The sequence below is a fragment of the Hydrogenobaculum sp. 3684 genome, from assembly GCF_000213785.1.
In the GTDB taxonomy this organism is placed as follows: Bacteria; Aquificota; Aquificia; order Aquificales; family Aquificaceae; genus Hydrogenobaculum.
Genome location: NC_015557.1, coordinates 167743 through 192360, shown reverse-complemented (window position 1 = coordinate 192360; position 24618 = coordinate 167743). Strand labels below are relative to the sequence as shown.

Here is a 24618-nt window from a genome sequence, read left to right as displayed (position 1 = left end):
AAACCTCCAAACTTTAAATATTTACAAAAGACATTTGTTCTTTTTTGGCAAAATCCTCTGGAAACTTTTCCATGGCTTGTTTGATAAGCCTACTGGCCACAGCGCCAAGACCACAAACAGAAGTGGGTTGAATATACTTTGTCACAAACCTAAGACCTTCCCACGTTTGGGGTGTAGCCTCATCTTTTACTATCTTCTCAAGTAAATATGCTTGTTCGTGACATCCTATACGGCAAGGTGTACAAAAACCACAAGTCTCATGTTCATAAAACTCAGCTATCTTATAACAAGCTTCTACTATATCGTCTTCTTCAGTTAGGACTATCACGGTACCAGTACCGCCAAAGCCAAACTGTGAGTAATCCATAGGAGTATCTAGTTCATTTACGCTAAGACAATCAAGAGCTCCAGAGAAAACAGCCTTTATAGGAACATTTCTAATAGTCCCACCAGCGTATTTAAATATAACCTCTCTTAGGGTTGTATTCATGGGAAGCTCATAAACACCTGGTTTTTTCACCTTACCGCTCACTGGAAAAAGCTTAGGACCAGGATAATCCATAGGGCCTATCTCTTTATAGCCTTCAGAACCTAAATTTATAATAATGGGGATATTTGACAACGTTTCTACATTGTTTACAACTGTAGGCCTACCCCATAAGCCCACCTGCACTGGAAAAGGTGGTTTTAACCTTGGGTGTCCTCTTTTACCTTCTATAGAGTTAAGAAGAGCCGTCTCTTCACCGCAGATATAAGCACCTGCTCCTCTTGAAACAAGTATTTCAAGATCAAAACCAGAGTTTAATATATTTTTACCTAAAAGCCCTTCTTTTTTAGCTTCTTCTATGGCGTTTCTTAATATATAATAACCGGCTGGATATTCACCTCTTATGTATATGTAAGCTCTATTGACCCCAAGAGCGTAAGCGGATATAATCATGCCCTCTAAAAGCAGATGAGGATCTCTTTCTAATATAAGCCTGTCTTTAAAAGTGCCTGGCTCTGATTCATCGGCGTTGCACACTAAGTATCTAGGGGCTTTGTTTTGAAGACAAAATTTCCACTTTCTACCAGTAGGAAAACCAGCTCCACCTCTTCCTCTTAAATTGCTGTTATCCACTTCTTCTACTATGTCTTCAGGCTTCATGCTTAGGGCTTTTTCTAAGGCAAGATAGCCACCATCTTTTAAATATTCTTTTATATCGGCGGTTCGCTTACGTTTGGCTCTTTTAAGAAGAAGGTTTAGCTCTGTTTCAGCGTGTATATTAGCTATATTTGGCAAGTATTTCATGAAGCTTCTCCTTTGATTCGTATCTATAGATATCGTTGTCTACCATGAAAACTGGCGCTTCTGAGCAAGCACCTAGGCATTGGACTTCCACAAGCTTAAACATACCATCTCTTGTCACCTGGCCTGGCTCTATACCAAGAAGTTCTTTTACAGCGCTAAAAACTCTGTGGCTTTTAAGAAGATAGCAAACTATGCTGTTACATACGTATATACGGTGCTTGGCTTTTTCGCCTGTATCAAACATCTCATAAAACGCCACAACACCTTTTATATGATGAAGCGGCATATCTAAAATCTCCGAGAGCTCTTCCAAAGCCTCTTCTGGTATGTGGCCAAGATGCTCTTGAATAGAGTGAAGAGAAAGCAACAAAGCCTCCTCTTTAGACCCGAAATACTTTATATGACCTTCTATAGCCTCTTTTATCTCTTGAGTTAGCATATATACATTTTAAGCTTTTATAGTTATTTTTGCAACTTAATTTATATCAAAATCTCAATACGGTTTTTACCGTTCTTTTTTGCCATGTAAAGAGCTTTATCAGTCCTATCAATTGCTTTTTCAATACTATCGTCTTCTTCTTTTAACTCCGTTAGACCCATGCTTACGGTAAACTTAACAATATTATCACCTTCTTTTATTTCAATATTTCTTATCCTGTTAAGCAGCTTTTCACAGGCTAACTTAGCTTCGTTTAAATTAGTATGGGTAAACAATATTAAAAATTCTTCACCACCCAATCTAAACGGTATATCGGACTTTCTAACATTATCCAAAACAACCTTGCCAAGCTCTTTTATCACCTTATCACCCACAAGATGGCCAAACGTATCGTTTATTTTCTTAAAATCATCTATATCAAACATGCATAGAGATAGCGGTATTTTATACCGTCTTGACCTGACAAATTCATAATTTTTGATATCGTTAAACTTTGTCCTATTGTAAAGGTTAGAAAGTTGATCTTTTGTAGATTTTTCATAAACCTCATATACTTTGTCTGTAAGAAGCTTTTCATAGTAAGATAAAGAAACTACTTCTGAAACAAAATGGGAAAACTTTACAAAAGAAGCGGTAAGGCCAAAGATATCAATGGATTCATCTTGATGCTCTTCTTTATACTTTCTTATAGCGTCTATAGTATAGGAAGATAAGATATTTTGAGCCCTATAAAAATCAAAGATATTTTCACTTTCTTCTTCCAAAGTAAAGCCAAGTTCTATACAATCTAAAATAAAGTCGTAAATAGCATCTTCGGTAAAATTGCAAAGCAAATCCAAAAACTTGTATATAAAATCCTTTAGATAATCAAACATTATACTTATACGTTTTTTAAAACATTCGTCGGTGTTTAAAAGTATCTGTTTAATTTTAGGGAAATTCTTAATATCTTTATCAATTATTCCAAAACGTTTCAAAACATTTAAACTATCATAAGTTTGCTGGTTAAGATTTTCAAAAATCCCAGTGTTATTTTGCCTTTCAAATAGCTCCAAAAATATATTAGCAGTATCTTTTTTAATATGATACCTCTTTAAAAGTTCAAGCAACCTAGTTTTATAGTCTATCATAATATACCTCGTATTTTTTCAAGCATAAGCTCTTGTGGTAATATTATATCATTTCCTTCGGTTTTTATACAAAAAGAAGATATATTTTTTGAATAGCTTTCTAAATCATTTAGAATATTTTCTAAGGCTTTTATAAGACTATCATAATCTAATTTAGATTGTTCTATAAGCTCAGCACCGCCTAAATCTTTTATCTCCAAAGCGTTGTAATACTGATGATTGTATGCAGCATACGGATATGGTACAAGCACAGCCGGAAGGCCCACTACAGCCATCTCATACACAGTACTTGCCCCAGCACGAGACATAGCTACATCGCAAGCTCTCATAAGCTTATACATCTTTTTAAAAAAAGGAAAAACCTTCACCCGTTTTAGGCTTTTAAGAGCGTTTGAAACCTCTTCATAGTTTTTTTCACCTGTTAGGATGATACCGTTAAAGTTTGTTTTCTTAAAAAGCTCTACGGCAACATCGTTTAGAGCTTTTGCCCCTTGAGACCCACCCATTACCAAAACACAAGGGCTTTCTATACTAAACTCCTTTTGAAGTTCTTTTTTATCGTAAAAGCTCAAAAACTCTTTTCTAATAGGCATACCTACTCTAAAAGCATTTTTAAAAAACTTAGAGGTATAGTTAAACGTTGTAAAGCAAACATCTGCTTTTTTAGAAAGAAGCTTATTGGTAAGGCTTGGAATAGAGTTTTGCTCATGTAGAAAAAGAGGTTTTCTTTTTAATATACTCAAAAGCCCTACGGGTAAAGAGGCATAACCTCCGAACACAACTCCCATAAAATCATCTTTAATATTTTTATTTAAAAAGTATACGGATTTTCCCATAAGATAAAGAGATTTTAACTTATCAAGATATCCTTTACCAACAAAGCCTTTTGTATCAAGAAAAATATTTTTAGAGGGTATATCTTCTTGAAGTTTTTTCTCTATACCATAAGAAGAGCCCACATAGAAAGAATTTATATTCTTTTCTTTTAAAAGCTCTAAAAAACTAACAGCAGGGAAAAAATGTCCACCGGTTCCACCGCCTGATACTAAAAAAGTTTTTTCCATGGTTTCTTTTCTTTTCTATAAACAGACATCACAAGACCTATAGCAAGGAGGTTAGCAAGCAAATTTGAGCTTCCATAACTTATAAATGGTAGAGCTATACCTTTTGAGGGTATTACATTCATAGCCATCATCATATTCCATATGGACTCCGTAGCTATATACATACCTATGCCAAACGCAATAAGCTTGCCGAAGCTATTTTCAGCAAAATCAGATATTTTAAATATCCTATAAACCAGTCCAGCATATAAAAAAACCACAAAAGAAACCCCCAAAAATCCCCATTCTTCACCTATTAGAGCAAGAGCATAATCGGTATCTATTTCTGGTAGATAACCCTCTTTCTGAATGCCCTCCCCAATACCAACCCCAAAAAACCTACCGTGGGCAAAAGCAAAAAGAGATTGTATAATTTGATAGCCTTTTGTGTTTGCCTTGGCAAAAGGGTTTAACCACGCCGCAAAACGACCTTCCACATAGTTTCCGCCAGTTTTTAAAAGTAAAAAAAGAATCCCCAGCACACCAAACATAAACGTTGCCGGATATAAAACCCTAGGAGGAGCGTTGCCTATCCAAAGCATTATAAAAGCAATAAAAAGTAAAAAAATAGCACTTCCCCTATCTGGTTCTAAAAATATCAGAAAAGACTGGAAGGCTACCAAAAAGGAAGCAAACAAAAGCTCCTTCGTAGCACTAACCTCACCTTTTCTACTTATATAGTAAGCTAAAAAAACAATGTTTATAATCTTTGAAAATTCTGACACTTGTAAACTTTCACCAAAAAGCCATCTATTTACAGGCATATGTTTGGCATACTTTATTACAAGCACCACTATGAGTAAAAAAATATTTAAAGATATAATACTATATATGGCCTTTGGGTTTTTAAGCTTTTCGTAATCAAATTTAGTAATCAAAGCAGCCATAAAAAAGCCTACAATACCAACACCAAGCTGAAATATAAGTTTTTTATAAGTAGAAAAACTAAATTTTATAAATACACTGCCCACCAAACTTGCACTCGCTATGTTTACAAGACCTATTATGTATAAAAGCAATACACTTACAAGTATGATTTCATCCCATTCTTTAATGTAAAACCTCATTTATCACATATTATACAGCAATTTCTCGAAGGCTACGCCATATGTTAAAGATGGATATTGGGTAGTTTAGAATTTCAAAAATTTTATTTTCATCGGGGTATGTGCTTTTGTGAGAATTTCTATAATCTCTTAAAGCTATTACAGAAACAACACCGTGATATTCTAAGCACCACTCCACCACGCCAAGACCACCGTTGTAAGCCATCAAAGAATAAGCTAGTATTTCCTGCCTTGGTAACATGGTTTCTTTCTTGGAAACGGCGTTTATAAGGTATTTCATGTAAGTATGTTGGGCTATTATTTGAGCTTTTATGTCCCATATACTTGGTATTTCTTCATGTTTTAGGAGCTTTTTCCAAACAAATTTCCAAGTGGATAGTTCAAACTGAGCAAAGCCTTTACAACCTGTTTTAGAAACGCTTTCTTCATTCCACCCAGATTCTTGATAAGACTGCGCCATCAAAAACGCCACGTAGTCATCTTTGTTTTTAAAAATAGCCGGTATCTGCAGCACTTCCTCCTTGTAGAGGTTTTTAACGCTTTTTAGCTTGGTTTTGTCCCACATAGTAAGCCTCCAATCTGTCAAGTCTTCTAAACACTTCTTTGAAAAACCTATCAAGCTCCCTGTGATAGTCTTCTTTTATCACAGATTTCTGCCTTAGGTTTTCTATCTCCTTTTCAAGAGTTTCAAGCTTATTCTTGAAAAAGAACAAAAACAGCCCCACAAACACGTTGATAATTACCGCCGTTAAACTTAAATCTCTCATAAATTTTAATATCGTTAAAAGCCAAAAACTAAAAGTCTCATTTGTCCAAAGAAGTCCAAATAAAAATACTAATACATATTATGGAAAAAAATTAATAATTTATGTTATATTTAAAATGGAGGCGTCTTATGATTGCAGAAAAAGAGAAGTTTTCATCTATATCTCATAAGATATTCAGCGAGTTTTACTCACACTTTTTACAAGATTACCATGCATCAGCGTTTTTAAACTCACCTTTTACAATTGAAAAACTAATAAAAGCCCAATCTGAAGTGCTTTACAATATAATAAAACTTATCCAAGAAAAAGATGAAGTGTGCCAACGGCATTTCTCAGAGCAAGAAAGTAACTGTGAACGTTCCTTAGATCAGAAATGCGATGATACCGCTCTAAAAACCGCTGAGATTGAACTTGAAACTGTAGCCAAAAGACATTACCAGCTTGGTATAAGCAGAGATACCATGTTTGATTCCATAGATTATTACATAGATCTTTTAAAACTTCATCAAGAAGAGCTTGGGTTAGAAAGTACTACCATAATGAGGTTAAAAGAGATGCTTGATAAAACCACTGCCGATGCTTATATAGAAGGTATTATAGATCACGCTATCGGCTTTATAATAAATGGTGACAACATACATACTTATTCAAAATACGACTCATTTTTTAAAGAAGGTATAAAAAATAAATTAGAAGCTTTACAAAAAGCTTTTAAAGAAGCTTCTGAAGAGCATCTCAAAGCCGAGATACAAAGCCACATTGATTGCAAAGTAGGGCAGATTCTTCATGGGCTTGGTTTTGACATAATGAGTTTTGGTGCAGAAGCTATTAGGGTAAAAACCATAGAAGTACACAAAGATATTCACAATTACATAAACCAGTTTATAGGTTATTATCTTTCAAAAGATTACAGGCATGCTGTTTCTATATCAAACTACGCTATAAACGCTGTATATGAGCTTATATACAACTATGAACTTATCTCAAGTCGTTGGAATCAAGACAAAGGAATACTTATACCACAGATATTAAACAACAAAAAGTATAAGGACAAACTGTCTCTTTTAGTGGTTAACTTTTTTGGATCCAGGACGGATAGACAGTTTGGTAAAGAATGTGAAACAATTTTAGAAATGCTAAAAAACACTGTTGTCAAACATATGGAAAATTTCAACCAACTGTTTTTCACTAGAGTTAAAAATGAGTTCTATGTATTTTTAAACAACGATCTAACTTACAATTTTATTAGCTTTTACAACGATCTAATGAAAGATATAGAATTGTTGGCAGAAGACTTAAGAGCATCAAGTATTGTGATTGGCAACCACCCAGTATTTTATATATATAAGTTTGATATAAATAGATTTCTTGAAGTATCTTCAGAAGAACTGAGTGAAATTATAAATATAATAAAAGAAGAGTCAAAAACAAAATTTAAAGAACTTGCACCACCTTTAGTGGTAGTAGATGTAAGTGATAGAAAGTTAGAGCTCTTGGAAAAAGCAAAGGCAAACTTAGAGCTAAAAGATATCGTTTTAAAGAAAGTGAAAAATAAAGATGTAGATATTTTTATTCAATGGATATACGATAAAAATTTAAAAAACAGATTTTTTGAAGTGCTTGTAAGGATAAAACAAGGTGATGATTATATACCAGCTTATAAATTTATAAACATTCTCCAAAGAGAAAATGCGATGACGCTACTTGATATAGCGGTTATTAGTAAATTATTGGAAAATGTAGATAAGATAAAAGCTATAACCAACGAGCTTTATCTAAACATATATCCACCTTCTCTTGAAAACGATGAAGCAGTAGGGCTTTTAAAAGAACTCATAAAAACACTATCACAAAATGAGGTTATGCTAAACTTAGAGCTTACCGAATACGCTATCACCACCAACAAAGAATTGTTTGAAAACGATATGAAAGATCATTTATTTTACCTTGCCTTAGACGATTTTGGCACAGGATACACCAATTACGAGCTTATAGGAGAGCTTTCGGAGTCGGGTCTTATAAAAACCATAAAAATAGACGGTGCTATAGTAAAGAAAATATTGGATTCACAGGTTTATATGTCTATGGTGGAAACTATCACCATGTTTTGTAAAAGAAACAAGCTTAGGGTGATATACGAGTTTGTAGACAGCAACCAAATATTGGAAGCTCTAACAAACATTGCTTCGTCTATTCATTTTCCAAAAGAGTTTATGTTTTTCCAAGGGTTTTACCTTCATAAACCAAACGCTTTGGAAGAAGAATATAAAAAGCTTACTGCAAGTCTGCCACGGGATACCAGTATGCCAAGCTCTCAACAAAACCCAAAAGACGGAAGCGTAAAGGTGTAAGCTATCATTGTAAACTTATCAAATTATAAAAAATAAATATAATAATAACAATATAATAAAATATCAAATATCCTTATGTTAATAAGTGAGGTATTGTTATGATTGATTTTAGAGTTTGTCCACACGATACAAAAAAAGGGCTTGATAAATGGCTAAACATAGCTAAAAAGATAAAAGAAATCTTTGGCCAACATGTGGAGCTTAAGCCTTTTAAAAACTTTGACGAAGAATACGCTTATTTTTCTAAGGATGATTTTAAACCAGATATTTATTATGCAAGCTTTGATATAACGTTGTTGCTTTTAAATAAGGGCTATAAGATCATAGGCAAATTTAAAAATGAAAATGATGTTTTTTTACTGATAAGCCGAAAAAAGTTTAACGATGAAAAACCAAGCAATATAACAATTGTAGATAAGATAGATTCTTTTTATGTCTTATACGATATGGACTTTTACGACAAAAACATAGTCTTGTCAGAGTCCTATGATGATGTTGTGAAAAAGGTGATAAGCGGTGGAGTAGATTTAGGGCTAATATTTAAAGAATACTACGATCAATTAGACCAAGAAGCCAAAGACAGCATAAACATCATAAAGGAAATATCTTTGGATGCAGGTCATCACTTTTTGGTATCAAAAGAATTTTATGAAACACATCAAAATAGTATAAAGGCTTTTATAAAAGCCTTGGGCTTGGGAGAAATCTCTGAAGAAAACACAAATAAACTCACGAATAAACTAAAGATATATTACAAATCTGGAAATGTTGTCAGAACATCTGTAATCCGTAGCATACTTTTAGAAAGCTTAAAAGATATAAACAAGGTGATAATATCTGCTGACACGGAAAAAGAGCTTTTTGAGCGAATATGCCAAGATCTTGTGGATAAAAGCCGTTTTAAATTTGTATGGATTGGTAAAAAAGAAGGAGAGTTCATAAAACCAGTGCATAAATGTGGTGAAGACGATGGATATGTGGATAGTCTTAAAATAAGTGTAAGAAAAGATGTACCAGAAGGGAGAGGACCAGCTGGCATAGCTTACAGGGAAAATAGGATTGTTGTAAACGAAAACACATTAACATCAGAGGTTATGAAATTTTGGAAAGATGAGCTTTTAAAAAGAGATATATATACATCGTTAGCTATCCCTATAGAAAAAAATGGAGAAGTTTATGCGGTAATAAGCGTTTATTCTAATATAACGTTTTCTTTTAAAAAAGAATTTATGACAATATTTGAAGAGCTTAAAAAAGATGTATCTTTTGCTTTGGAGAAGATTGATAAAGATAAAGAAAGTATCGTTTTAAGAAAAGCCGCAGACGATGCAAAAATGTGGCTTCTTATAACAAACAAAGAAGGTTTGATTGAGTACGTCAATCAATATGTTTTAGATCTGACAGGTTATAAAAAAGAAGAACTGATAGGTAAAAAACCAAGCATATTTAAATCTGGATATCAGGATGAAAAGTTTTATGAAGATCTTTGGGATAGCATATTGTCAAACAAACCTTTTTCTGCTATCTTTGTAAATAAGACAAAAAATGGAAATGTTATATACATAGATCAGACTATATATCCAGTGGTGCTTAAAGACGGGACCATGAAATTTTTATTCGTTGGCAAAGACATAACCCATGAAAAAGTATTGAGCCAAGAGCTTTATAAATATAGATTTTACGATACTCTTACCGAACTGCCAAACTTTTTAGCTTTTAAGTTTTATGTTTCAGATGTCGTTGAAAACAAAAGATACAAAGATTTTGCTTTGATACTTATAGATATTTACAACATGTCTTTTATTAACTCCACCTATGGGTTTGATGTGGGCAACGAAGTGCTAAAAGAAGTAGCAAATATCTTAAAGCAAGAATTTCAAGAGGGGTTTGTGGCAAGGGTCGGAAACGATGAATTTGGCATATTTGTCCCAAATATAGAAAGTGAATCTATTTTGATATATAAGATTAGAAGTATTTTAGATAGAAAAATAAAAACCACCAAAAACTATATTAGCATCTCTTACAACGTTTCTATTGTATTATCTGATGTCGCTGCTACTGAGTTTGAAGAAGTTTACAGCAACGCCGTTGTCACCCTAAACCTTTCCAAGAAAGAGGGTGAAAACGTTATAAAGTTTTATGAATCTGAGGTAAACACAAGATTACAAGAGTATATAATATTAGAAAAGCTTGTGGAAAGAGCTTTTGACGAGGGTTTGTTTAGGTTTTATTTTCAACCTTATCTTGGTTCAAAAGATTTGAAAATCGTAGGTTTTGAATCTCTTATAAGAATAGTAGATAAAGATGGTACTGTCTATGCACCATATAAATTTATAGATTACCTTGAAAATAGTAAGTATATCATGCATTTTGAAGAATGGGCTTTAAAAGAGATATCTAATAAGATAAGAATATTTAAATCTTTAGACAAAGATATATCTATATCTTTGAACTTATCGGCAAAAGGGATCTTAAGCTTACCCGATGACAGTTTTATTGAAGAGTTAGCTTCTGTGCCTGTGGATGTTCAAGATAATTTAGTTTTAGAAATCACAGAAAGAAACATTATAAAAAATATAGAAAAATCCAAAAAGATATTTAAAAGTATAAAAGAATTAAATAAACATATTAAAATATCTATAGATGATTTTGGCACTGGTTATTCATCACTGGCTTATCTAAAGCATCTTCCAGTGGATATACTTAAAATAGACATATCTTTTGTAAGAGGTATTACAACCGATAGGCACGATTTTTCCATAGTAAAGTTTATAACCGGCTTATCCAAAGATTTTGGTTTTAAGACCTTAGCAGAAGGCGTAGAAACAAAAGAACAAATAGATATGCTTTCATCGATGGGAGTGGATTATTTTCAAGGGTTTTATTTTGCTAAACCTATGCTAGAAAATGAGGCTATAAAGTTTGTCTTGGAGGATATGAAAAGAAGCAAATGAGTATGCTAAACTGCACATACGAAAATACTATAAAAGCCCTTTGGGAAGATTACCTAAAAACAGGTACAATAGACCAAGAGCTGCTGAAGAATATAGTTAGTTTTGAGTGGGAGAAGGTATAACAAAGAAGAGATATCACGATGATGCTTGGCATAGATTACGGAACAAAGAGAATAGGGCTTGCCTTAGGAGATAAGCATCTAAAGATATATAAACCCTTTAAGATAATAAAAAACGATAAAAATCTAATACAAACGCTAAAGCATATAGTAAAAGCCTACAAAATAGAGCTAATAGTGCTTGGATACCCACTAACGCCTTCTGGAAAGGAAGGCCAAAGGGCGAAAAAGGTAAAAAAGTTTTACGAGCTTTTAAAAAAAGAGTTAAACATAGAAATAGTATTACAAGATGAAAGATACACAACCTTTGAAGCCAAAAGCTTAAGCGATGAAAAAGAGATTGACCACATAAGTGCATATATAATATTAAAAGAGTATGCAGAAAACCTTTAAACAGATATCTTTTATAATCCTTGGCACCGTGCTTATGCTTGGTTTTTGGCTTTTAAGACCACATATAGTAAATAAAACAATAGATATATACGGATTAAACAAAGAAAAGGCTATAAACAAACTCTCAAGAAACGGCATAGTAAACAAATACATATTGGAAGCTCTTCTTTATATTACAAACGCCCATATAAAATATGGAGAGTATAGATTTAAAGGCATCGTAAGCCCTTTTGAAGTGTATAGAAAGCTAACAAGGGGAGAGTTTTTGCTTCATAAAATTACAATACCAGAAGGTTTTGATATATACGATATAGCAAATAGACTTCAAGAAAACGGTATATGTTCTAAAAAAGCTTTTTTAAAGTACGCCAAAGACAAATCTTACGCCAAAGCGCTTGGTATAAACTCAAATGGTTTTGAAGGGTATTTGTTTCCAGATACATATTTTTTTCTATAAGCATGAGAATCCAAAATATATAATATATTCTATGTATAAAGCTTTTAAAGAAACGATGAAGAAAAACCATCTAAACCCCACAAAAGATCAGATTATAATAGCCTCTATAGTGGAAAAGGAAGCAAAGTATTTAAAAGATAAACCGCTTGTGGCATCTATTATATACAACAGGCTTAAAAAAGATATGCCACTTCAAATGGATTCTACTGTAATTTACGCTTTAAAAACAAAAGGAAAATGGAACGGCACTATCACCAAAAAAGACCTTTCTATAAAAAGCCCCTACAACACGTATCTTGTAAAAGGGCTTCCACCAACCCCTATCTGCAACCCAGGTATCAACTCTATAAAGAGCGCCATAGACCCTGCGAAATCCAATTACCTTTACTTTGTAAGCGATAAATCTGGCAACATCTATTTTAATAAAAGCCTGAAAAACCATATAAAAGCTATAAAAAAAGTGGAAGGATAACATGAACGCAAAAGAATTTTTAGAAAAAGCCCAGCTAAACCAAAGAATACCTACCTCTACCCTTATTGTATCTATAGAAAAAGATGTAGAAAAACTAGCCCTCTCTTATGCAAAGGGGATTCTCTGTGAAAACAAGCAACCATGGGGATGCAAAGAGTGTTATAGTTGCAAGATATTTTATGAAAAGCATCCAGATTTTATATGGATAGGAAAAGAAAACTCTATAAAGATAGACGATGTAAGAGAAATATCAAATTTTGCCAACCTAAAACCAAACTATAGTACAAACAAAGTATGTCTTATAACAAACGCCCAAAACATGTTAAAAGAAGCCTCAAACGCCCTTTTGAAAACCTTAGAAGAACCGCCTTCTTACCTAAAATTTATCATCACAGCGGACTCTTTATCAAACATAATACCTACGATAGTATCAAGATCCGTCGTTTTAGAGCTTTTTGAAAGAAAAACTTCAAAACATCCTCTATGTGAGAAGCTTATCTCAAAACGCTTTTACGAAACAATCCCCCAGATAGACAACATAAAAGATATTAAAGAAAAGGAAGAGCTTATAGACTGTCTAGTAGAAAAACTAGAGCAACACATGTTAAAAATTGGCTTCAACGAAGATATAGACAAAGCTATTAAAAGCCTAAACACCACCAAAAGAGCACTTTCAAGAGGCATAAGACTAAGCCTTTGGATTAGTGCTATATTAAGCCCTATAATAGATGAGCAATTATAAATTAATTTTAAATATGGTATAATTTACATATGAATCAAGATATAGGTGGGCTTTTTAATCTATTTTGGTTTTTGTTTTTATTTTTCTTTGTAGTTTGGCCTTTTTGGAGAAGAAGCCTTTTAAATAGAGAAAGGGAGGCAATGATAAAGCTTATAGAAAAAAAATATAACGCCAGAGTCATAACGATGATTCATAGACAAGAGGGGTTGTCATTTTTTGGGTTTGCCTTTATGAAGTTTATAAACATAGAAGACTCTGAACAGGTGTTAAGAGCTATAAGGATGACTCCAGAAGATATGCCTATTGTTATGATACTTCATACCCCTGGGGGATTAGCGTTGGCTGCCTCTCAAATAGCTAGTGCTTTGGCAAGACATAAGTCAAAAGTTATAGTCATAGTTCCTCACTACGCCATGAGCGGTGGCACACTAATAGCCTTATCCGCCGACGAGATAACAATGGATCACAACGCCGTATTAGGACCCGTTGATCCACAGATAGGGCAAATGCCGGCTGCTTCTATACTAAAAGTGCTTGATGTAAAAAAACCAGAGGATATAGACGATGAAACTATGATAATGGCCGATGTATCCAAAAAAGCAATAGAGCAGATGAAAAGCTATGTATACGAGCTTTTAAAGAAAAAAGGACATCCTGATGATGTTGCAAAAAAGATAGCAGAAGAGTTATCCACAGGTAAATTTACACATGATTATCCCCTTGATGTAGACCAGCTAAAAGCCATGGGCTTAAATATAAACACCGATGTACCAGAAGAAGTTTATGAACTCATGGAGCTTTACGACCAACCCACGAATTCTCAAGTACCCTCTGTCCAATACATACCTATTCCTTATAAAACCACTCAAAACAAAAAATAATGCTTCTAAGATTTATAACGAAGCGCTTTTTGTTTGCTATATTTTTGGTTTATCTATCTATTTTAGCATTATTTTTTATATATCAAATTTCAAATTTTTTTATCACTTATCATATGAAAAGCCCAAAAATACTTTTTCAAACAATATTAAACTTTTTACCGATAGTACTTTTTTACACTGCTACAATAAATGTGTCTATATCAGTTTTTGTATTAAGCCACTACTTAAAAAGGATAAAGATGTTTTTGGTACCTCAAAGCTTTGGAATACCAATAAGCCATATATTTAAGCCCTTTATCATAGTAAGTCTTTTAATATCTTTTGGAAATTTGATGCTAAACGAATTTTTCATACCAAACGCTACAAAAGAACTAAAATACATAGAGCACGTCTATAAAAAAAATCAAAAATACGAGCTTGGAATAGCTAGAAACCTCTGGATAGCAAAAGAAAAAAACAACGAAAAAACTTTCATAGGAACATCTTTAGCCACATCAAACGGTTTATTTTACAACATAAAGATAATAAATGTAAAAAACAACAAATTTAACTATATCATAAAAGCTAAAAAAGCCACAGTGAAAAATGGTTATATGGATTTAGAACAAGGGATAGAAACATCCTTTAGCCCGTTTAGAGAAATACATTTCCAGACATTACACCTTAAAACAAATATAAATCCAAAAGATTTGAACCTTTGGATAAAAACCCCAGACGAACAATCTCTTACAGAACTTGTTAAAACCGCTATCGTAATGAGAAAAGAAGGATTAAACACGTTTCCATATATATCAACGTTTATATTTAAGCTAGAGTTTTCCTTTTTGCCTTTTTTGATGGTATGCATAGCATCTTTTTATATAGCTAAAAGCCAAAATACGATAGATTGGTATAAAGCGTTTTTATGGCATGCTTTTTTATTTGTTATAGGTATAGTAATACCTTACAGCTTATCTTCCAAAATAAATATGAATCCCTTATTTTTTGTAGTGATATACATATTTATGAGCTTTTACGCTTTAAAAAGAGTTTTTGATACACAAAGAGCAAACTGGTTTTAAAGTTTGTTTAGCTTCTTTAAGGCATCTGGAAGTTTTAACAAAGATACGTAAATTCTTTTCCACTTGTTCCATTCTATAGATGGTAGGTTTGCACCGTACGTGTTGTTAGAAGGAAGATCGTAGGCAACGCCCGATTTGGCTGCTACTTGTACGTTTGAGCCTATGTTTACGTGATCTGCCACTCCCACTTGTCCAGCAAGTATTGAATTATCCCCTATATTGACGCTACCCGAAAGCCCCACTTGAGATACCAAAAAGCAGTTTTGCCCTATCTTACAATTGTGTCCTACCATTACAAGGTTGTCTATCTTTGTAGATTTACCTATGATTGTGCTATCAAGAAGCGCCCTATCTATAGTGGTGTTTGCCCCTATCTCTACATTATCTTCTATGATAACGTTTCCTATATGATTTAGCTTTTTTATACCTTCTGGTCCTATAGCGTATCCAAATCCATCCGCCCCTATCACAGCCCCTGAATGTATTATTACATTTTTACCTATAACGGTATTTTTGTATATATGAACTCCGCTATGCAAAATGCTGTCGTTTCCTATAATGGTGTTGTCTCCCACGTAAGTAAAAGGATATATTAGCACTCCTTCTCCTAAGCTTACGTTTTTGCCTATATAGGAGAATGGTCCTATATAAACGTCTTTACCAATATGTACACCCTCTTCTATAAAAGCTTTGTCCGATATACCTTTTGGTTTTTCACTTTTATAAAAAGTATCAAGGACTATAGCCATCGCATACTTTAAATTTTGCACCTTTATAAAGTTTGGCGCTTGTAAATCTATATCAGATACGTAAGCTATGTCTTGTTTAAAATCTATATCTTTATATTGTTCATCTACAAATACTATAGTATTTGGCTTTTGAGATAAAACAGAACTAACACCAACAACATCTATATCAACTATATAGTTTGAAATGCCCCCAAGCAAGGAGGCTATTTCAGATAATTTCATTTGTGTGCACTATCTATGGTTTTTATAATAGATGGTGTTATATCAAGATTACCAGTGTAAAGCATTTGGTTGCAATCAAAGACACCTTCTAAGTTATGAGATTTTGCATAAGATGTAACTGCATTTTTAAGGGCTTCGGTAAACTCTTTACCTGCTTTTTCTTGCATAGCTTGAAGTTCTTTTTGAGCGTCTTGCTGATACTCCAAAGCTTTTAGTCTTAAGTCTTCGTATTCTTTAATCTTTTGTTTTTTGGCTTGTTTGGAGATGGCTTTGCTCTCTATCTCCTTTTGAAGGTTTTGAAGTTCAGTTTCATAGCTTTTGAGCTTTTGCCTTATCTCACTAACTTTATCATTTAAAGATTTGCCAAGGGATTCGGCAAAAGTAGATTTTTGCATTACCTCTTGAGTATCCACACATGCAAAACCACCAGCGTAAGAAGAAGCCGACAAAACAGACAATAGCCCTACAGCTAATGCTGAAGCCTTTAACATCTTTTTAAGATTTTTCATTTTTGCCTCCTTTTAAAAGTTATAAATATTTTACCACGTTTCTTTAGGCATCATAGACTCTATTTCACCAGCGTTTAAACTAATAAGCCTACTGTCTTTCTCAATCACTATAGAGCCATCTTTATCTACCTCTTTTAAAATCCCAGACACCTTCCCATCGTTTGCCGTTATAAGTTTGTTTTTATAAAGAAGGTTGTCGTTTATAATATTTCTAAAATCTTCAAAACCATGAGAGTTAAAATAGTCTATATCTTGATAGAAAAAATCAAAAAACGTTGTTAAAAAGTGTTGCTTTGATATATATATACCAGTGAAAAGCTTTAAGGATATAGCCCTGTCTGATATATCTTGTGGGAAATCCTCTTGGTTTAAATTTACGCCTATACCTATTATGGTATTTTCCTTTATTTTTTCTACCAAAATACCTGCAACTTTTCTTGGCTTTTCCAATAAAACGTATATATCGTTTGGCCATTTTATAAAAGCTCTTATGCCGTATAAAGTCTTGATAGTTTTAAAAAGAGAAACACCAACCACGAGAGAAAATGGTTCTATATGCAAATTCTTTTTAAGTATACTAAAGTAAAGCCCTTCTTCTAAAGAAGAAAACCAAACATGCCCATACCTACCCCTGCCTTTGGTTTGTACGTTCGCTAAAACACAGGTATCATCCATCAGCTCTTTTATATGGCTTTTAATATAATCTTGCGTAGAATCTATGCTATTAAACCATATAAGTTTCATAGTGTATCAACGGCATTTTTCAGAGCTATTGAGTACCTTTGAAACCGTGGCAGACTTGTGGTGCGTGGCAGACTTGTTAATCGTGGTATACTTGTGGTGCGTGGTATACTTGTCAGAGTATTTATTTGGGTTTTTCAAAACATCTTCTAACTGAGTCAAAAGCTCGTTATCAGGCTCCAACTCTTCCTGATTTTCAGCTTTCTCCAAATATTCTCTTATTTTATCTGCAGCTTTTAAAAGTAAATCGTTTATAGCAGGAGATATAACAAATTCAGCATTTCTTAGCTTACCAAGAATATCTTCTGCTTTATGAGCAGTTTCTACTATAGGTTCAAGTCCAAGAAAACCAGCCACTCCTTTTATAGTATGCATTACAAAAGGCTCATGACTTTATGATATCGTTCAAATCGTTTACCCCCATCTTTATTTCACCTCTTCTGCTTTTACCTCTTTTTCTCTTGATTTATCATCTTCCCCAGAAAGTGCTTTTTTGAAGTTTCTAATGCCTTCTCCTAAACCTTTTCCAGCCTCTGGTAGTTTATTTGCACCAAAAAGAAGAAAAACTACAAACAATATAACAATAAGCTCAGTAATGTTTGGCATATGAAACATAATACAACCTCCTAACAAATTATATCATAATTATGAAGATAAAAATTTACACAAAATTAATTGGCTTCTTTTGGCTTTTCCTCTTCTTTCTTTTCTTCAGTTTCTCCAGAAAGTGCCTTTTTGAAGTTTCTAATACCTTCTCCTAAACCTTTGCCCATTTCTGGAAGTCTGTTTGCTCCAAAAAGCACCAAAACTATTGCAAATATAAGCACAAGCTTCAAGGGATTGTCAAACAAATCTCCAAACATAAATACCTCCTATACTATTAATATAATCCAAATTTTGCTTTTAGGCTTTTAAAAAAAGAAAACTTTACTCTGAAAAGGTATTTAGTATATAATAAGATTATGTTAGAGCATAACCTTAGAGAATATTATTCGTTTGATGATGTTTTGTTGGAGCCAGCTTACGCTGATTTTTTACCTTATGAAGCAGATGTATCTACTTATCTTACCAAGAAGATAAAGCTAAATATACCAATAGTATCTGCCGCTATGGACACTGTCACAGAGTACAAAATGGCTATAGCCATGGCAAGAAAGGGTGGTATTGGTATTATCCACAGAAACATGACCCCGGAAGAGCAAGCCAAAGAAGTAGAACTTGTAAAAAAATCAGAAAGCGGTATGATACTAAAACCAATCACTATAAAAAGCACAGATACAGTCCAAGAAGCAAAAAAGCTCATGGATAAGTACAAAATATCTGGTCTTCCAGTGGTGGACGACGAAGGAAAACTCATAGGTATTCTTACAAACAGAGATTTAAGATTTGTAAAACATCAGGATTTTTCCAAACCTATCTCTATGTTTATGACCTCTAAAAACCTCATCACAGCAAAAGAGGGAATATCGCTAGAAGATGCCACTGAGATATTAAGAGCCCACAAGATAGAAAAACTACCCATAGTAGACGACGAAGGTAAAGTGAAAGGGCTAATCACCATAAAGGATATAATGAAACGTATCCAATATCCAGAAGCTGTAAAAGACAAATATGGAAGGCTTATGGTGGGGGCTGCCATAGGCACAGGTCCAGATACAATGTACCGTCTTGAGCTTTTAGTAAATGCTGGAGTAGATGTAATAGCAGTAGACACAGCCCATGGGCATTCTAAAAGAGTTTTGGAAGTAATAGAACAAGTAAAATCAAAATACCCAGATTTACAGGTTATAGGTGGTAACATAGCTACTCCAAAAGCTGTAGAAGACCTTGTTAAAGCTGGAGCCGATGCGGTAAAAGTAGGTATAGGCCCAGGTTCCATATGCACTACTCGTATAGTGAGTGGTGTAGGGGTGCCTCAATTAAGCGCAGTGGCAAACTGTTATGAAGTGGCCAAAAAATACGATATACCGATTATAGCCGATGGTGGCATAAGACACTCAGGGGATATAGTAAAAGCTATTGCAGCAGGTGCTAGTTCTGTAATGCTTGGGAATTTGTTGGCTGGTACCGATGAGGCACCTGGAGAGCATATATTCTATCAGGGCAGAGCTTACAAAGTGTATAGAGGTATGGGATCATTAGGGGCTATGATGTCAAGACGTTCAGCGGACAGATACTCCCAAGAAAATTTAGAAAAATTTGTACCAGAGGGTATAGAAGGAAGAGTACCTTACAAGGGCAGTGTTATAGATGTTTTGTATCAGCTTGTAGGTGGGCTTAAATCTGGTATGGGATACACCGGAAGTCCAAACATAAAAGCTTTACAAGAAAACACGAGGTTTATAAAGATAACCCAAGCAGGTTATAGAGAATCTCACGTTCACGATGTAGTAATCACAAAAGAAGCACCAAACTACTCTTTAGAACCTTGAAGATATTGGATATAGGTAACACTAGGATAAAGTGCTATGAGGTAAAGTCTATAGACAGCATAGATGTTGTATTTGACATATCTGCAAAAAGGCAGACGCTGGAGTGTTATATTGAAAACTATAAAAACTATAAAGAAGAAATTTACGCCATATCCACCAACAAGGAGTTTGAAGATTTTATAATAATAAACAAATTAAGAAAAATAGACACATCTTTATTTGAAAAGCTTACAGACTTCAAAAGCCCATACGAGGGATACGGTATAGATAGGCTCATAAACTCCTACGCAGCTTCAAAGCTATATTCGAGCAACGTTTTAGTAGTTAGCATGGGAAGTGCTATCACATACGATATAGTGAAAAATTCCAAAATAGAGTATGGATATATAACACCTGGTTTAATCCAAAGAAAAGAATGTCTAATTATAAGCGTACCGCATTTACAGATGCCCACAAACGAATTAGAAAAAGCAAGAAATTTCCAAAAACCGTCAAACACACAAGAAGCCATAGCATACGGCATAGCAAAAGAGCTTCTTAGTACTATAAACACAATAAAAAGCGAGGAAAACGTGGAAGTTGTTATCACAGGAGGGGATGCAAATTTCTTTGAGGACATATTTACTATAGACAAATTTCTTACGCCAAAAGGCATATTTTTAGCTTTTAAAAAATAAATGTGTTATAATAATATCTATGATGACAAAAAAAGAGTTAGAACAGTATTTGGCTAAGCTTGAAGATTTTGTGCCGAAGGTGTCGGCTAAAAAAAGCAAAAGACCTGGTAGACCAAAAAAATACGACGATAGGCTGGTATTGTTTTTGATAGCCCTTAGAGAAAAATACGGCTGGTCTTTGAGAGATCTGGAGAAGAAGGCAAAAGATATAGTACCAAAAGGTATAGAAGTACCAGACTTTTCGTCTATTCACTACCGCATAAGGAGTATGAGAGAATACATAGAAGAGATAAAACCAAAGCTCCTTAAGATTATTCCCGATATAGAAGACCAAAAGGCAGATTCAAACACCAAGAAAAGCCGAAGACCTAAGAGCACGAAAACTACAAGAAAGTAAGTTGTTGATTTAGCTACATTTTTAAGGCTTGCCTTACTAACCATATTTGATTATACTAATACTAAATGGTTAGTAGGAGGTAAAGCCGTGAATACTAAAAAGAAGTACCTTAGCGTTAAAGAACTGGCGGAGCTACTTGGCTGTAGTACAAAAACAGTCTATCGCATGATACAATGCGGTAGGTTTTGGACAGAAGATGGAGATAGGATAGTGAAGTTAAATGGAGCCTATAGAATACCGCTTTCAGCTATAAAAAGGCTGGAAGCTGAAGAAATATGATAACAAGTACATTAGATTTGACCACAAACTATGTGCTTATATTTATCTCAGGGTTGCTATCGTTTGTGCACTGCTACGGCATGTGCGGAGTATTTCCTGCAAGTGTATCAAAGTTAAGCGAAGAAGATAATGTAAAAAATATCATTTATCTTTTTCTTTACAACTTAGGTAGAATACTATCCTATGTGTTTCTTGGGTTCTTGGTAAGCTTCGGAAGTATAAAGTTTGGGGCTTTTATAAGCAATATAAAGTATATTTCCGGAATATTTTCGGTAGCTATAGCCATATTAATGGCTTTTATAGGTCTAAAACTTATTTTCGGTAAAGCCATAGGTAGCATAGGCTTTTTAAACCCTCTTTACGAAGGTATCATATATATAATAAATGTTTTATCAAGCACAAAAAGCATTTTTTCACCATTTTTAATAGGGGTTTTTAACGGGTTTTTACCATGCCCTATGGTTTATGGGTTTTTACTTTTGGCAGCTCTTTCTAAAAGCCAGATACAAGGCATCCTTATAATGTTTAGTTTTGGATTGGGAACCATGGTTACGATGTTTAGTTTTGGATTCTTATCAAAATATCTTATAAAACTAAAGCATCAGGCTGTGTATAAATTAATAGGTGTGATACTCATATACTTTTCTTACGAATCCATAGCGAGAGTTTATATGAGTATATACAATTGCAGATGATAGACTTATACAACGTAACAGCATCTTCTAACATATGGGTAACACTACTAACAGCTTACTTGTTGGGGATAATACACGGCATAACACCGGATGAACATACTTGGCCTATAACATTTAGCTATTCCGTTGGAAGCTACTCAGCGAAAAAAGGATTTTTAGTGGGTTTATCTTTTTCGCTAGCCTTTACACTACAAAGGGCTATAGCCAGCGAGCTAGCTTATTTTTCTTTGGTAAACTTCCTAAAAATACCTATTTTAGAATACATTACATACATACTTGTAGGGTTAGCTATGGCCTTTGGTGGACTTTATATATTCAGATACAAAGACATGTTCCATATACACTTTGGCAAGATAGACACATCGCATCACAAAGAGGCACTTCTTGGACATAGCATAGATGATGCTCACGAAGTTATAACTATAAAAATGGCAATGTTGCATGGATTTATAGCAGGATGGGGTTTTGGGGCTTTTGCAATAATTATATATACCGTATTGGCTCCTTCTATGCCAAGCGCCTACACTGGTTGGTTGCCGGGATTTATGTTTGGGCTTGGCACCACAACGGTGCAAGTAATTATGGGTACATTGTTTGGACTTCTTGGTAAATCTTTAAATTTACCACACGAAGTATCTAGAAAAATAGCAAGAACTACCGCTGCAAGAACGCTATTTTTTGGTGGTATTTTGTTTTTTATAGTTGGTGTATTGGGGCTTTTAAAACCAGAATGGTTGGAGTTTAGCATAAAAACACCTTTGAGGATACACAACCTTCACAACCTTGATATAGGATTTTTCTTAGTGATAATAACAGTTATGGGAATAGGCTTGTCTAGTATGATAATTGAAACAATAAAATATAAAAAATACTATAAATCATAAATATCTAAAGAAAGCTTTAGCTTTACCATACCTCTAAAGTTTTCTACCAAAGTAGATGCATCACCTCCATCTTCCGGAGATGTAACCATGGCATAAGACATGTTTTCTCCAAAAAATTCTTTTAACTCGTTTATTATATGTATAGCCCCTTCTTTATCAGTACCAAACAGTAAAAGCACCAGCAAATCTTCAAACACAAAAAATGCATCCGATGCTCTAGTTGAATCCACCAAAGCCTTTAGAATGCTCTCGTCTTTTTTGTCAAACCCTATGCCAAGGAGTGTTATATTTCTTAGTACGCTTAAATTTTCTGCTAGACTTAGCTCTTTGTTTATCCTTCCAAGCAAGGAAAAGGAGTACCCCACCAACGGCAAAAAATCTTTCTTATCAAACAATATCCCCATACATTAATTATAATACAAAAACATTTTCTTTTTTGATATTTTCGCCAATAAACACCAAAAAAGACTTACCATCGTATTTTTCTATAGGGCTTAGCTCCGTATAACCAAACACATAGTTGACAACCATAGGAGTTTGAAAATCTTTAAGCCTCACGATACCTTTTATCCTGTATATATTTTTAGGTATATTTTTTAACTTCTGCTCCAATTCATCGTAAGATATCTCTTTTTCCAAAAATACCACAAACTCCCCTATATGGGATTCTTCAAGATGATTTACTCCAGCTAAATTTAGTGGTAGATTTGGTAAATCCCTTATAGGATAGATGTGTTTAAACAAATCTTCGTCCATTTGGCCGTATTTACTTTTATAAATTTTAAAATCTTTAAAAAATTCTTCTGAGGTTAGAAAATCTCTTAGATTATACTCTTTTTTTATGACTTTTATTTCATCTTCTATATTTTCTAACTCTTTTTCAGATACCAAATCTATCTTATTTATGACTATTATATTTGAACTACCTATTTGATATTTAAAAGTTTCGTTAGACTTATAGTTATGAAAATTCTTTGCATCTACAACACATACAACACCTTCTAACAAAGAACCTATATTTTGAAGGCTTAACATGATAGGAAATGGATTTGAAGCTCCAGAGGTTTCTACAAAAAGAAAATCTGGATTGTATTTTTCTAAAATCTCGTAAACGCCTTTTTCAAACTCTACCTGTAAAGTGCAGCATATACAACCCTCTGAAAGTTCAAGCACATTAGAATAAACATTTTGAAGTATTTTACCATCAACACCTACATCACCAATCTCGTTTACGATTACGGCTACTTTTTTATCTTTAAAATGCTCTTTTACAGCTTTTAGCATAAAAGTAGTTTTACCAGCACCTAAAAACCCCGTTATTACAAAAGAAGATATCATTGCTGATTGTTTGTAGTGTTGTCTGTGGTGTTAAATTTGCTCATATCTGGTACCTGCACCTTGCCAGTGGCTGTATTAACAACGCTTCCAGATATAACGTAAGCCATATCGTTTCTTATTCTAATAAAAAATGTCTTGTTGTCCATGCTATTTAGTATAACATCACAATATCCTGGCACCGACTCTGAAGGAACAATAGCCAATATCGTATATGTGGCTAAATTCTGGGATACGAGATATCCTTTTATAGCATCTTCGGTAGGACATTGATTTTGAGAATTTGAAGATTGAGAGTTAGATGGTGCCTGAGCTGGAAAAGATGTATTGACTTGGGGTGGATTAGCGCCGCTCTGGGAAGGTTGTATAGGTTGTTGGATAATTTGTATATTTTCGCCAAAAGCCAAAAAACTAAGTAAACATGATATATAAAAAAACTTTTTCATAATTTTAATTATACCACTGCAAAGT

The 24618-nt window shown here is 33.8% G+C and carries 30 protein-coding genes; 14 read left to right on the top strand and 16 right to left on the bottom strand.

Features of this window, described 5'->3' with window-relative positions; genetic code table 11:
* Positions 1–13: 13 nt before the first annotated feature.
* From HYD3684_RS01105 to HYD3684_RS01075, 7 genes are read right to left on the bottom strand one after another with little or no spacing between them, the layout of a single operon-like run.
* Positions 14–1291, bottom strand: coding sequence for an NADH-quinone oxidoreductase subunit F (locus HYD3684_RS01105; RefSeq protein WP_015418856.1), 1278 nt, complete (start codon positions 1289–1291; stop codon positions 14–16).
* Positions 1266–1730 (bottom strand): NADH-quinone oxidoreductase subunit NuoE, encoded by a 465-nt coding sequence (gene nuoE, locus HYD3684_RS01100; protein ID WP_015418855.1) that lies wholly within the window; start codon positions 1728–1730, stop codon positions 1266–1268. The genes HYD3684_RS01105 and nuoE overlap by 26 nt, the downstream gene beginning before the upstream one ends.
* Before the next feature lie 41 nt (positions 1731–1771).
* A complete protein-coding gene (locus HYD3684_RS01095) occupies positions 1772–2860 on the bottom strand; it encodes a GGDEF domain-containing protein (RefSeq protein ID WP_015418854.1) in 1089 nt (362 codons plus the stop codon).
* A complete protein-coding gene (gene murG, locus HYD3684_RS01090; RefSeq protein WP_015418853.1) occupies positions 2857–3924 on the bottom strand; it encodes an undecaprenyldiphospho-muramoylpentapeptide beta-N-acetylglucosaminyltransferase in 1068 nt (355 codons plus the stop codon). The genes HYD3684_RS01095 and murG overlap by 4 nt, the downstream gene beginning before the upstream one ends.
* Positions 3906–5030, bottom strand: coding sequence for an FtsW/RodA/SpoVE family cell cycle protein (locus HYD3684_RS01085; protein WP_015418852.1), 1125 nt, complete (start codon positions 5028–5030; stop codon positions 3906–3908). The genes murG and HYD3684_RS01085 overlap by 19 nt, the downstream gene beginning before the upstream one ends.
* A 10-nt stretch (positions 5031–5040) precedes the next feature.
* On the bottom strand, positions 5041–5595 hold the full coding sequence (locus HYD3684_RS01080; protein ID WP_015418851.1) for a transglycosylase SLT domain-containing protein: 555 nt from the start codon (positions 5593–5595) through the stop codon (positions 5041–5043).
* Positions 5564–5797: a hypothetical protein gene (locus HYD3684_RS01075; RefSeq protein ID WP_012513259.1), complete on the bottom strand. Its 234-nt coding sequence runs from the start codon at positions 5795–5797 to the stop codon at positions 5564–5566. Before HYD3684_RS01075 ends, HYD3684_RS01080 begins: the two co-directional genes overlap by 32 nt.
* Before the next feature lie 128 nt (positions 5798–5925).
* Between HYD3684_RS01075 and HYD3684_RS01070 the strand changes: the two genes are divergently transcribed.
* From HYD3684_RS01070 to HYD3684_RS01040, 8 genes are all read left to right on the top strand, one after another.
* Positions 5926–8148, top strand: a complete 2223-nt coding sequence (locus tag HYD3684_RS01070; protein WP_015418850.1) for an EAL domain-containing protein — start codon at positions 5926–5928, stop codon at positions 8146–8148.
* A gap of 98 nt (positions 8149–8246) precedes the next feature.
* The gene (locus tag HYD3684_RS01065) at positions 8247–11102 is read left to right on the top strand and encodes an EAL domain-containing protein (RefSeq protein ID WP_015418849.1); all 2856 of its coding nucleotides are present in this window, start codon (positions 8247–8249) and stop codon (positions 11100–11102) included.
* A gap of 140 nt (positions 11103–11242) precedes the next feature.
* On the top strand, positions 11243–11614 hold the full coding sequence (ruvX, locus tag HYD3684_RS01060; protein ID WP_015418847.1) for a Holliday junction resolvase RuvX: 372 nt from the start codon (positions 11243–11245) through the stop codon (positions 11612–11614).
* The gene (locus HYD3684_RS08200; RefSeq protein ID WP_051048515.1) at positions 11598–12071 is read left to right on the top strand and encodes an endolytic transglycosylase MltG; all 474 of its coding nucleotides are present in this window, start codon (positions 11598–11600) and stop codon (positions 12069–12071) included. Before ruvX ends, HYD3684_RS08200 begins: the two co-directional genes overlap by 17 nt.
* Positions 12072–12102: 31 nt before the next feature.
* Positions 12103–12543 carry an endolytic transglycosylase MltG gene (gene mltG / locus HYD3684_RS08195; protein ID WP_051048514.1) on the top strand — a complete coding sequence of 147 codons (441 nt, stop codon included), beginning with the start codon at positions 12103–12105 and terminating at the stop codon, positions 12541–12543.
* 1 nt (position 12544) lies between these two features.
* Positions 12545–13285 (top strand): hypothetical protein, encoded by a 741-nt coding sequence (locus HYD3684_RS01050; RefSeq protein WP_015418846.1) that lies wholly within the window; start codon positions 12545–12547, stop codon positions 13283–13285.
* Positions 13286–13314: 29 nt separating this feature from the next.
* Complete coding sequence (locus HYD3684_RS01045; protein WP_015418845.1) at positions 13315–14166, top strand: ATP-dependent Clp protease proteolytic subunit; 852 nt, start codon at positions 13315–13317, stop codon at positions 14164–14166.
* The gene (locus HYD3684_RS01040; protein WP_015418844.1) at positions 14166–15227 is read left to right on the top strand and encodes an LptF/LptG family permease; all 1062 of its coding nucleotides are present in this window, start codon (positions 14166–14168) and stop codon (positions 15225–15227) included. Before HYD3684_RS01045 ends, HYD3684_RS01040 begins: the two co-directional genes overlap by 1 nt.
* Here the strand turns inward: HYD3684_RS01040 and lpxD are convergent.
* The 6 genes from lpxD to HYD3684_RS01010 are packed head-to-tail and all read right to left on the bottom strand — an operon-like array spanning position 15224 to position 18311.
* The gene (gene lpxD, locus HYD3684_RS01035; protein ID WP_015418843.1) at positions 15224–16198 is read right to left on the bottom strand and encodes a UDP-3-O-(3-hydroxymyristoyl)glucosamine N-acyltransferase; all 975 of its coding nucleotides are present in this window, start codon (positions 16196–16198) and stop codon (positions 15224–15226) included. The genes HYD3684_RS01040 and lpxD overlap by 4 nt on opposite strands.
* Positions 16195–16707, bottom strand: a complete 513-nt coding sequence (locus HYD3684_RS01030) for an OmpH family outer membrane protein (protein ID WP_015418842.1) — start codon at positions 16705–16707, stop codon at positions 16195–16197. The genes lpxD and HYD3684_RS01030 overlap by 4 nt, the downstream gene beginning before the upstream one ends.
* A gap of 30 nt (positions 16708–16737) precedes the next feature.
* Positions 16738–17451, bottom strand: coding sequence for a biotin--[acetyl-CoA-carboxylase] ligase (locus tag HYD3684_RS01025; RefSeq protein ID WP_015418841.1), 714 nt, complete (start codon positions 17449–17451; stop codon positions 16738–16740).
* 6 nt (positions 17452–17457) lie between these two features.
* Positions 17458–17823 (bottom strand): Hpt domain-containing protein, encoded by a 366-nt coding sequence (locus HYD3684_RS01020; RefSeq protein ID WP_015418840.1) that lies wholly within the window; start codon positions 17821–17823, stop codon positions 17458–17460.
* A 51-nt stretch (positions 17824–17874) separates the two neighbouring features.
* Positions 17875–18063, bottom strand: coding sequence for a twin-arginine translocase TatA/TatE family subunit (locus HYD3684_RS01015; protein WP_012513240.1), 189 nt, complete (start codon positions 18061–18063; stop codon positions 17875–17877).
* A 56-nt stretch (positions 18064–18119) separates the two neighbouring features.
* Positions 18120–18311, bottom strand: coding sequence for a twin-arginine translocase TatA/TatE family subunit (locus HYD3684_RS01010; RefSeq protein ID WP_015418839.1), 192 nt, complete (start codon positions 18309–18311; stop codon positions 18120–18122).
* Positions 18312–18410: 99 nt separating this feature from the next.
* On the opposite strand from HYD3684_RS01010, the gene guaB reads away from it, so the two are divergent.
* The 6 genes from guaB to HYD3684_RS00980 are packed head-to-tail and all read left to right on the top strand — an operon-like array spanning position 18411 to position 22812.
* The gene (gene guaB, locus HYD3684_RS01005) at positions 18411–19880 is read left to right on the top strand and encodes an IMP dehydrogenase (protein ID WP_015418838.1); all 1470 of its coding nucleotides are present in this window, start codon (positions 18411–18413) and stop codon (positions 19878–19880) included.
* Entirely contained in the window at positions 19877–20557 is a 681-nt protein-coding gene (locus tag HYD3684_RS01000) for a type III pantothenate kinase (RefSeq protein ID WP_015418837.1), read from the top strand. The genes guaB and HYD3684_RS01000 overlap by 4 nt, the downstream gene beginning before the upstream one ends.
* A 19-nt stretch (positions 20558–20576) precedes the next feature.
* Positions 20577–20954 (top strand): helix-turn-helix domain-containing protein, encoded by a 378-nt coding sequence (locus HYD3684_RS00995; protein ID WP_015418836.1) that lies wholly within the window; start codon positions 20577–20579, stop codon positions 20952–20954.
* Positions 20955–20996: 42 nt separating this feature from the next.
* Positions 20997–21233, top strand: a complete 237-nt coding sequence (locus tag HYD3684_RS00990) for a helix-turn-helix domain-containing protein (protein ID WP_255348082.1) — start codon at positions 20997–20999, stop codon at positions 21231–21233.
* Positions 21230–21928 carry a sulfite exporter TauE/SafE family protein gene (locus HYD3684_RS00985; protein ID WP_015418834.1) on the top strand — a complete coding sequence of 233 codons (699 nt, stop codon included), beginning with the start codon at positions 21230–21232 and terminating at the stop codon, positions 21926–21928. Before HYD3684_RS00990 ends, HYD3684_RS00985 begins: the two co-directional genes overlap by 4 nt.
* Positions 21925–22812, top strand: coding sequence for a sulfite exporter TauE/SafE family protein (locus tag HYD3684_RS00980; protein WP_015418833.1), 888 nt, complete (start codon positions 21925–21927; stop codon positions 22810–22812). Before HYD3684_RS00985 ends, HYD3684_RS00980 begins: the two co-directional genes overlap by 4 nt.
* On the opposite strand, the gene HYD3684_RS00975 is transcribed toward HYD3684_RS00980, so the two are convergent.
* From HYD3684_RS00975 to HYD3684_RS00965, 3 genes are read right to left on the bottom strand one after another with little or no spacing between them, the layout of a single operon-like run.
* The gene (locus tag HYD3684_RS00975; RefSeq protein WP_015418832.1) at positions 22800–23216 is read right to left on the bottom strand and encodes a hypothetical protein; all 417 of its coding nucleotides are present in this window, start codon (positions 23214–23216) and stop codon (positions 22800–22802) included. The two genes, HYD3684_RS00980 and HYD3684_RS00975, sit on opposite strands and share 13 nt — an antisense overlap.
* 7 nt (positions 23217–23223) lie before the next feature.
* Positions 23224–24150, bottom strand: coding sequence for a GTP-binding protein (locus HYD3684_RS00970; RefSeq protein ID WP_015418831.1), 927 nt, complete (start codon positions 24148–24150; stop codon positions 23224–23226).
* Positions 24147–24593 carry a hypothetical protein gene (locus HYD3684_RS00965; RefSeq protein WP_015418830.1) on the bottom strand — a complete coding sequence of 149 codons (447 nt, stop codon included), beginning with the start codon at positions 24591–24593 and terminating at the stop codon, positions 24147–24149. The genes HYD3684_RS00970 and HYD3684_RS00965 overlap by 4 nt, the downstream gene beginning before the upstream one ends.
* Between the last annotated feature and the right edge of the window lie 25 nt (positions 24594–24618).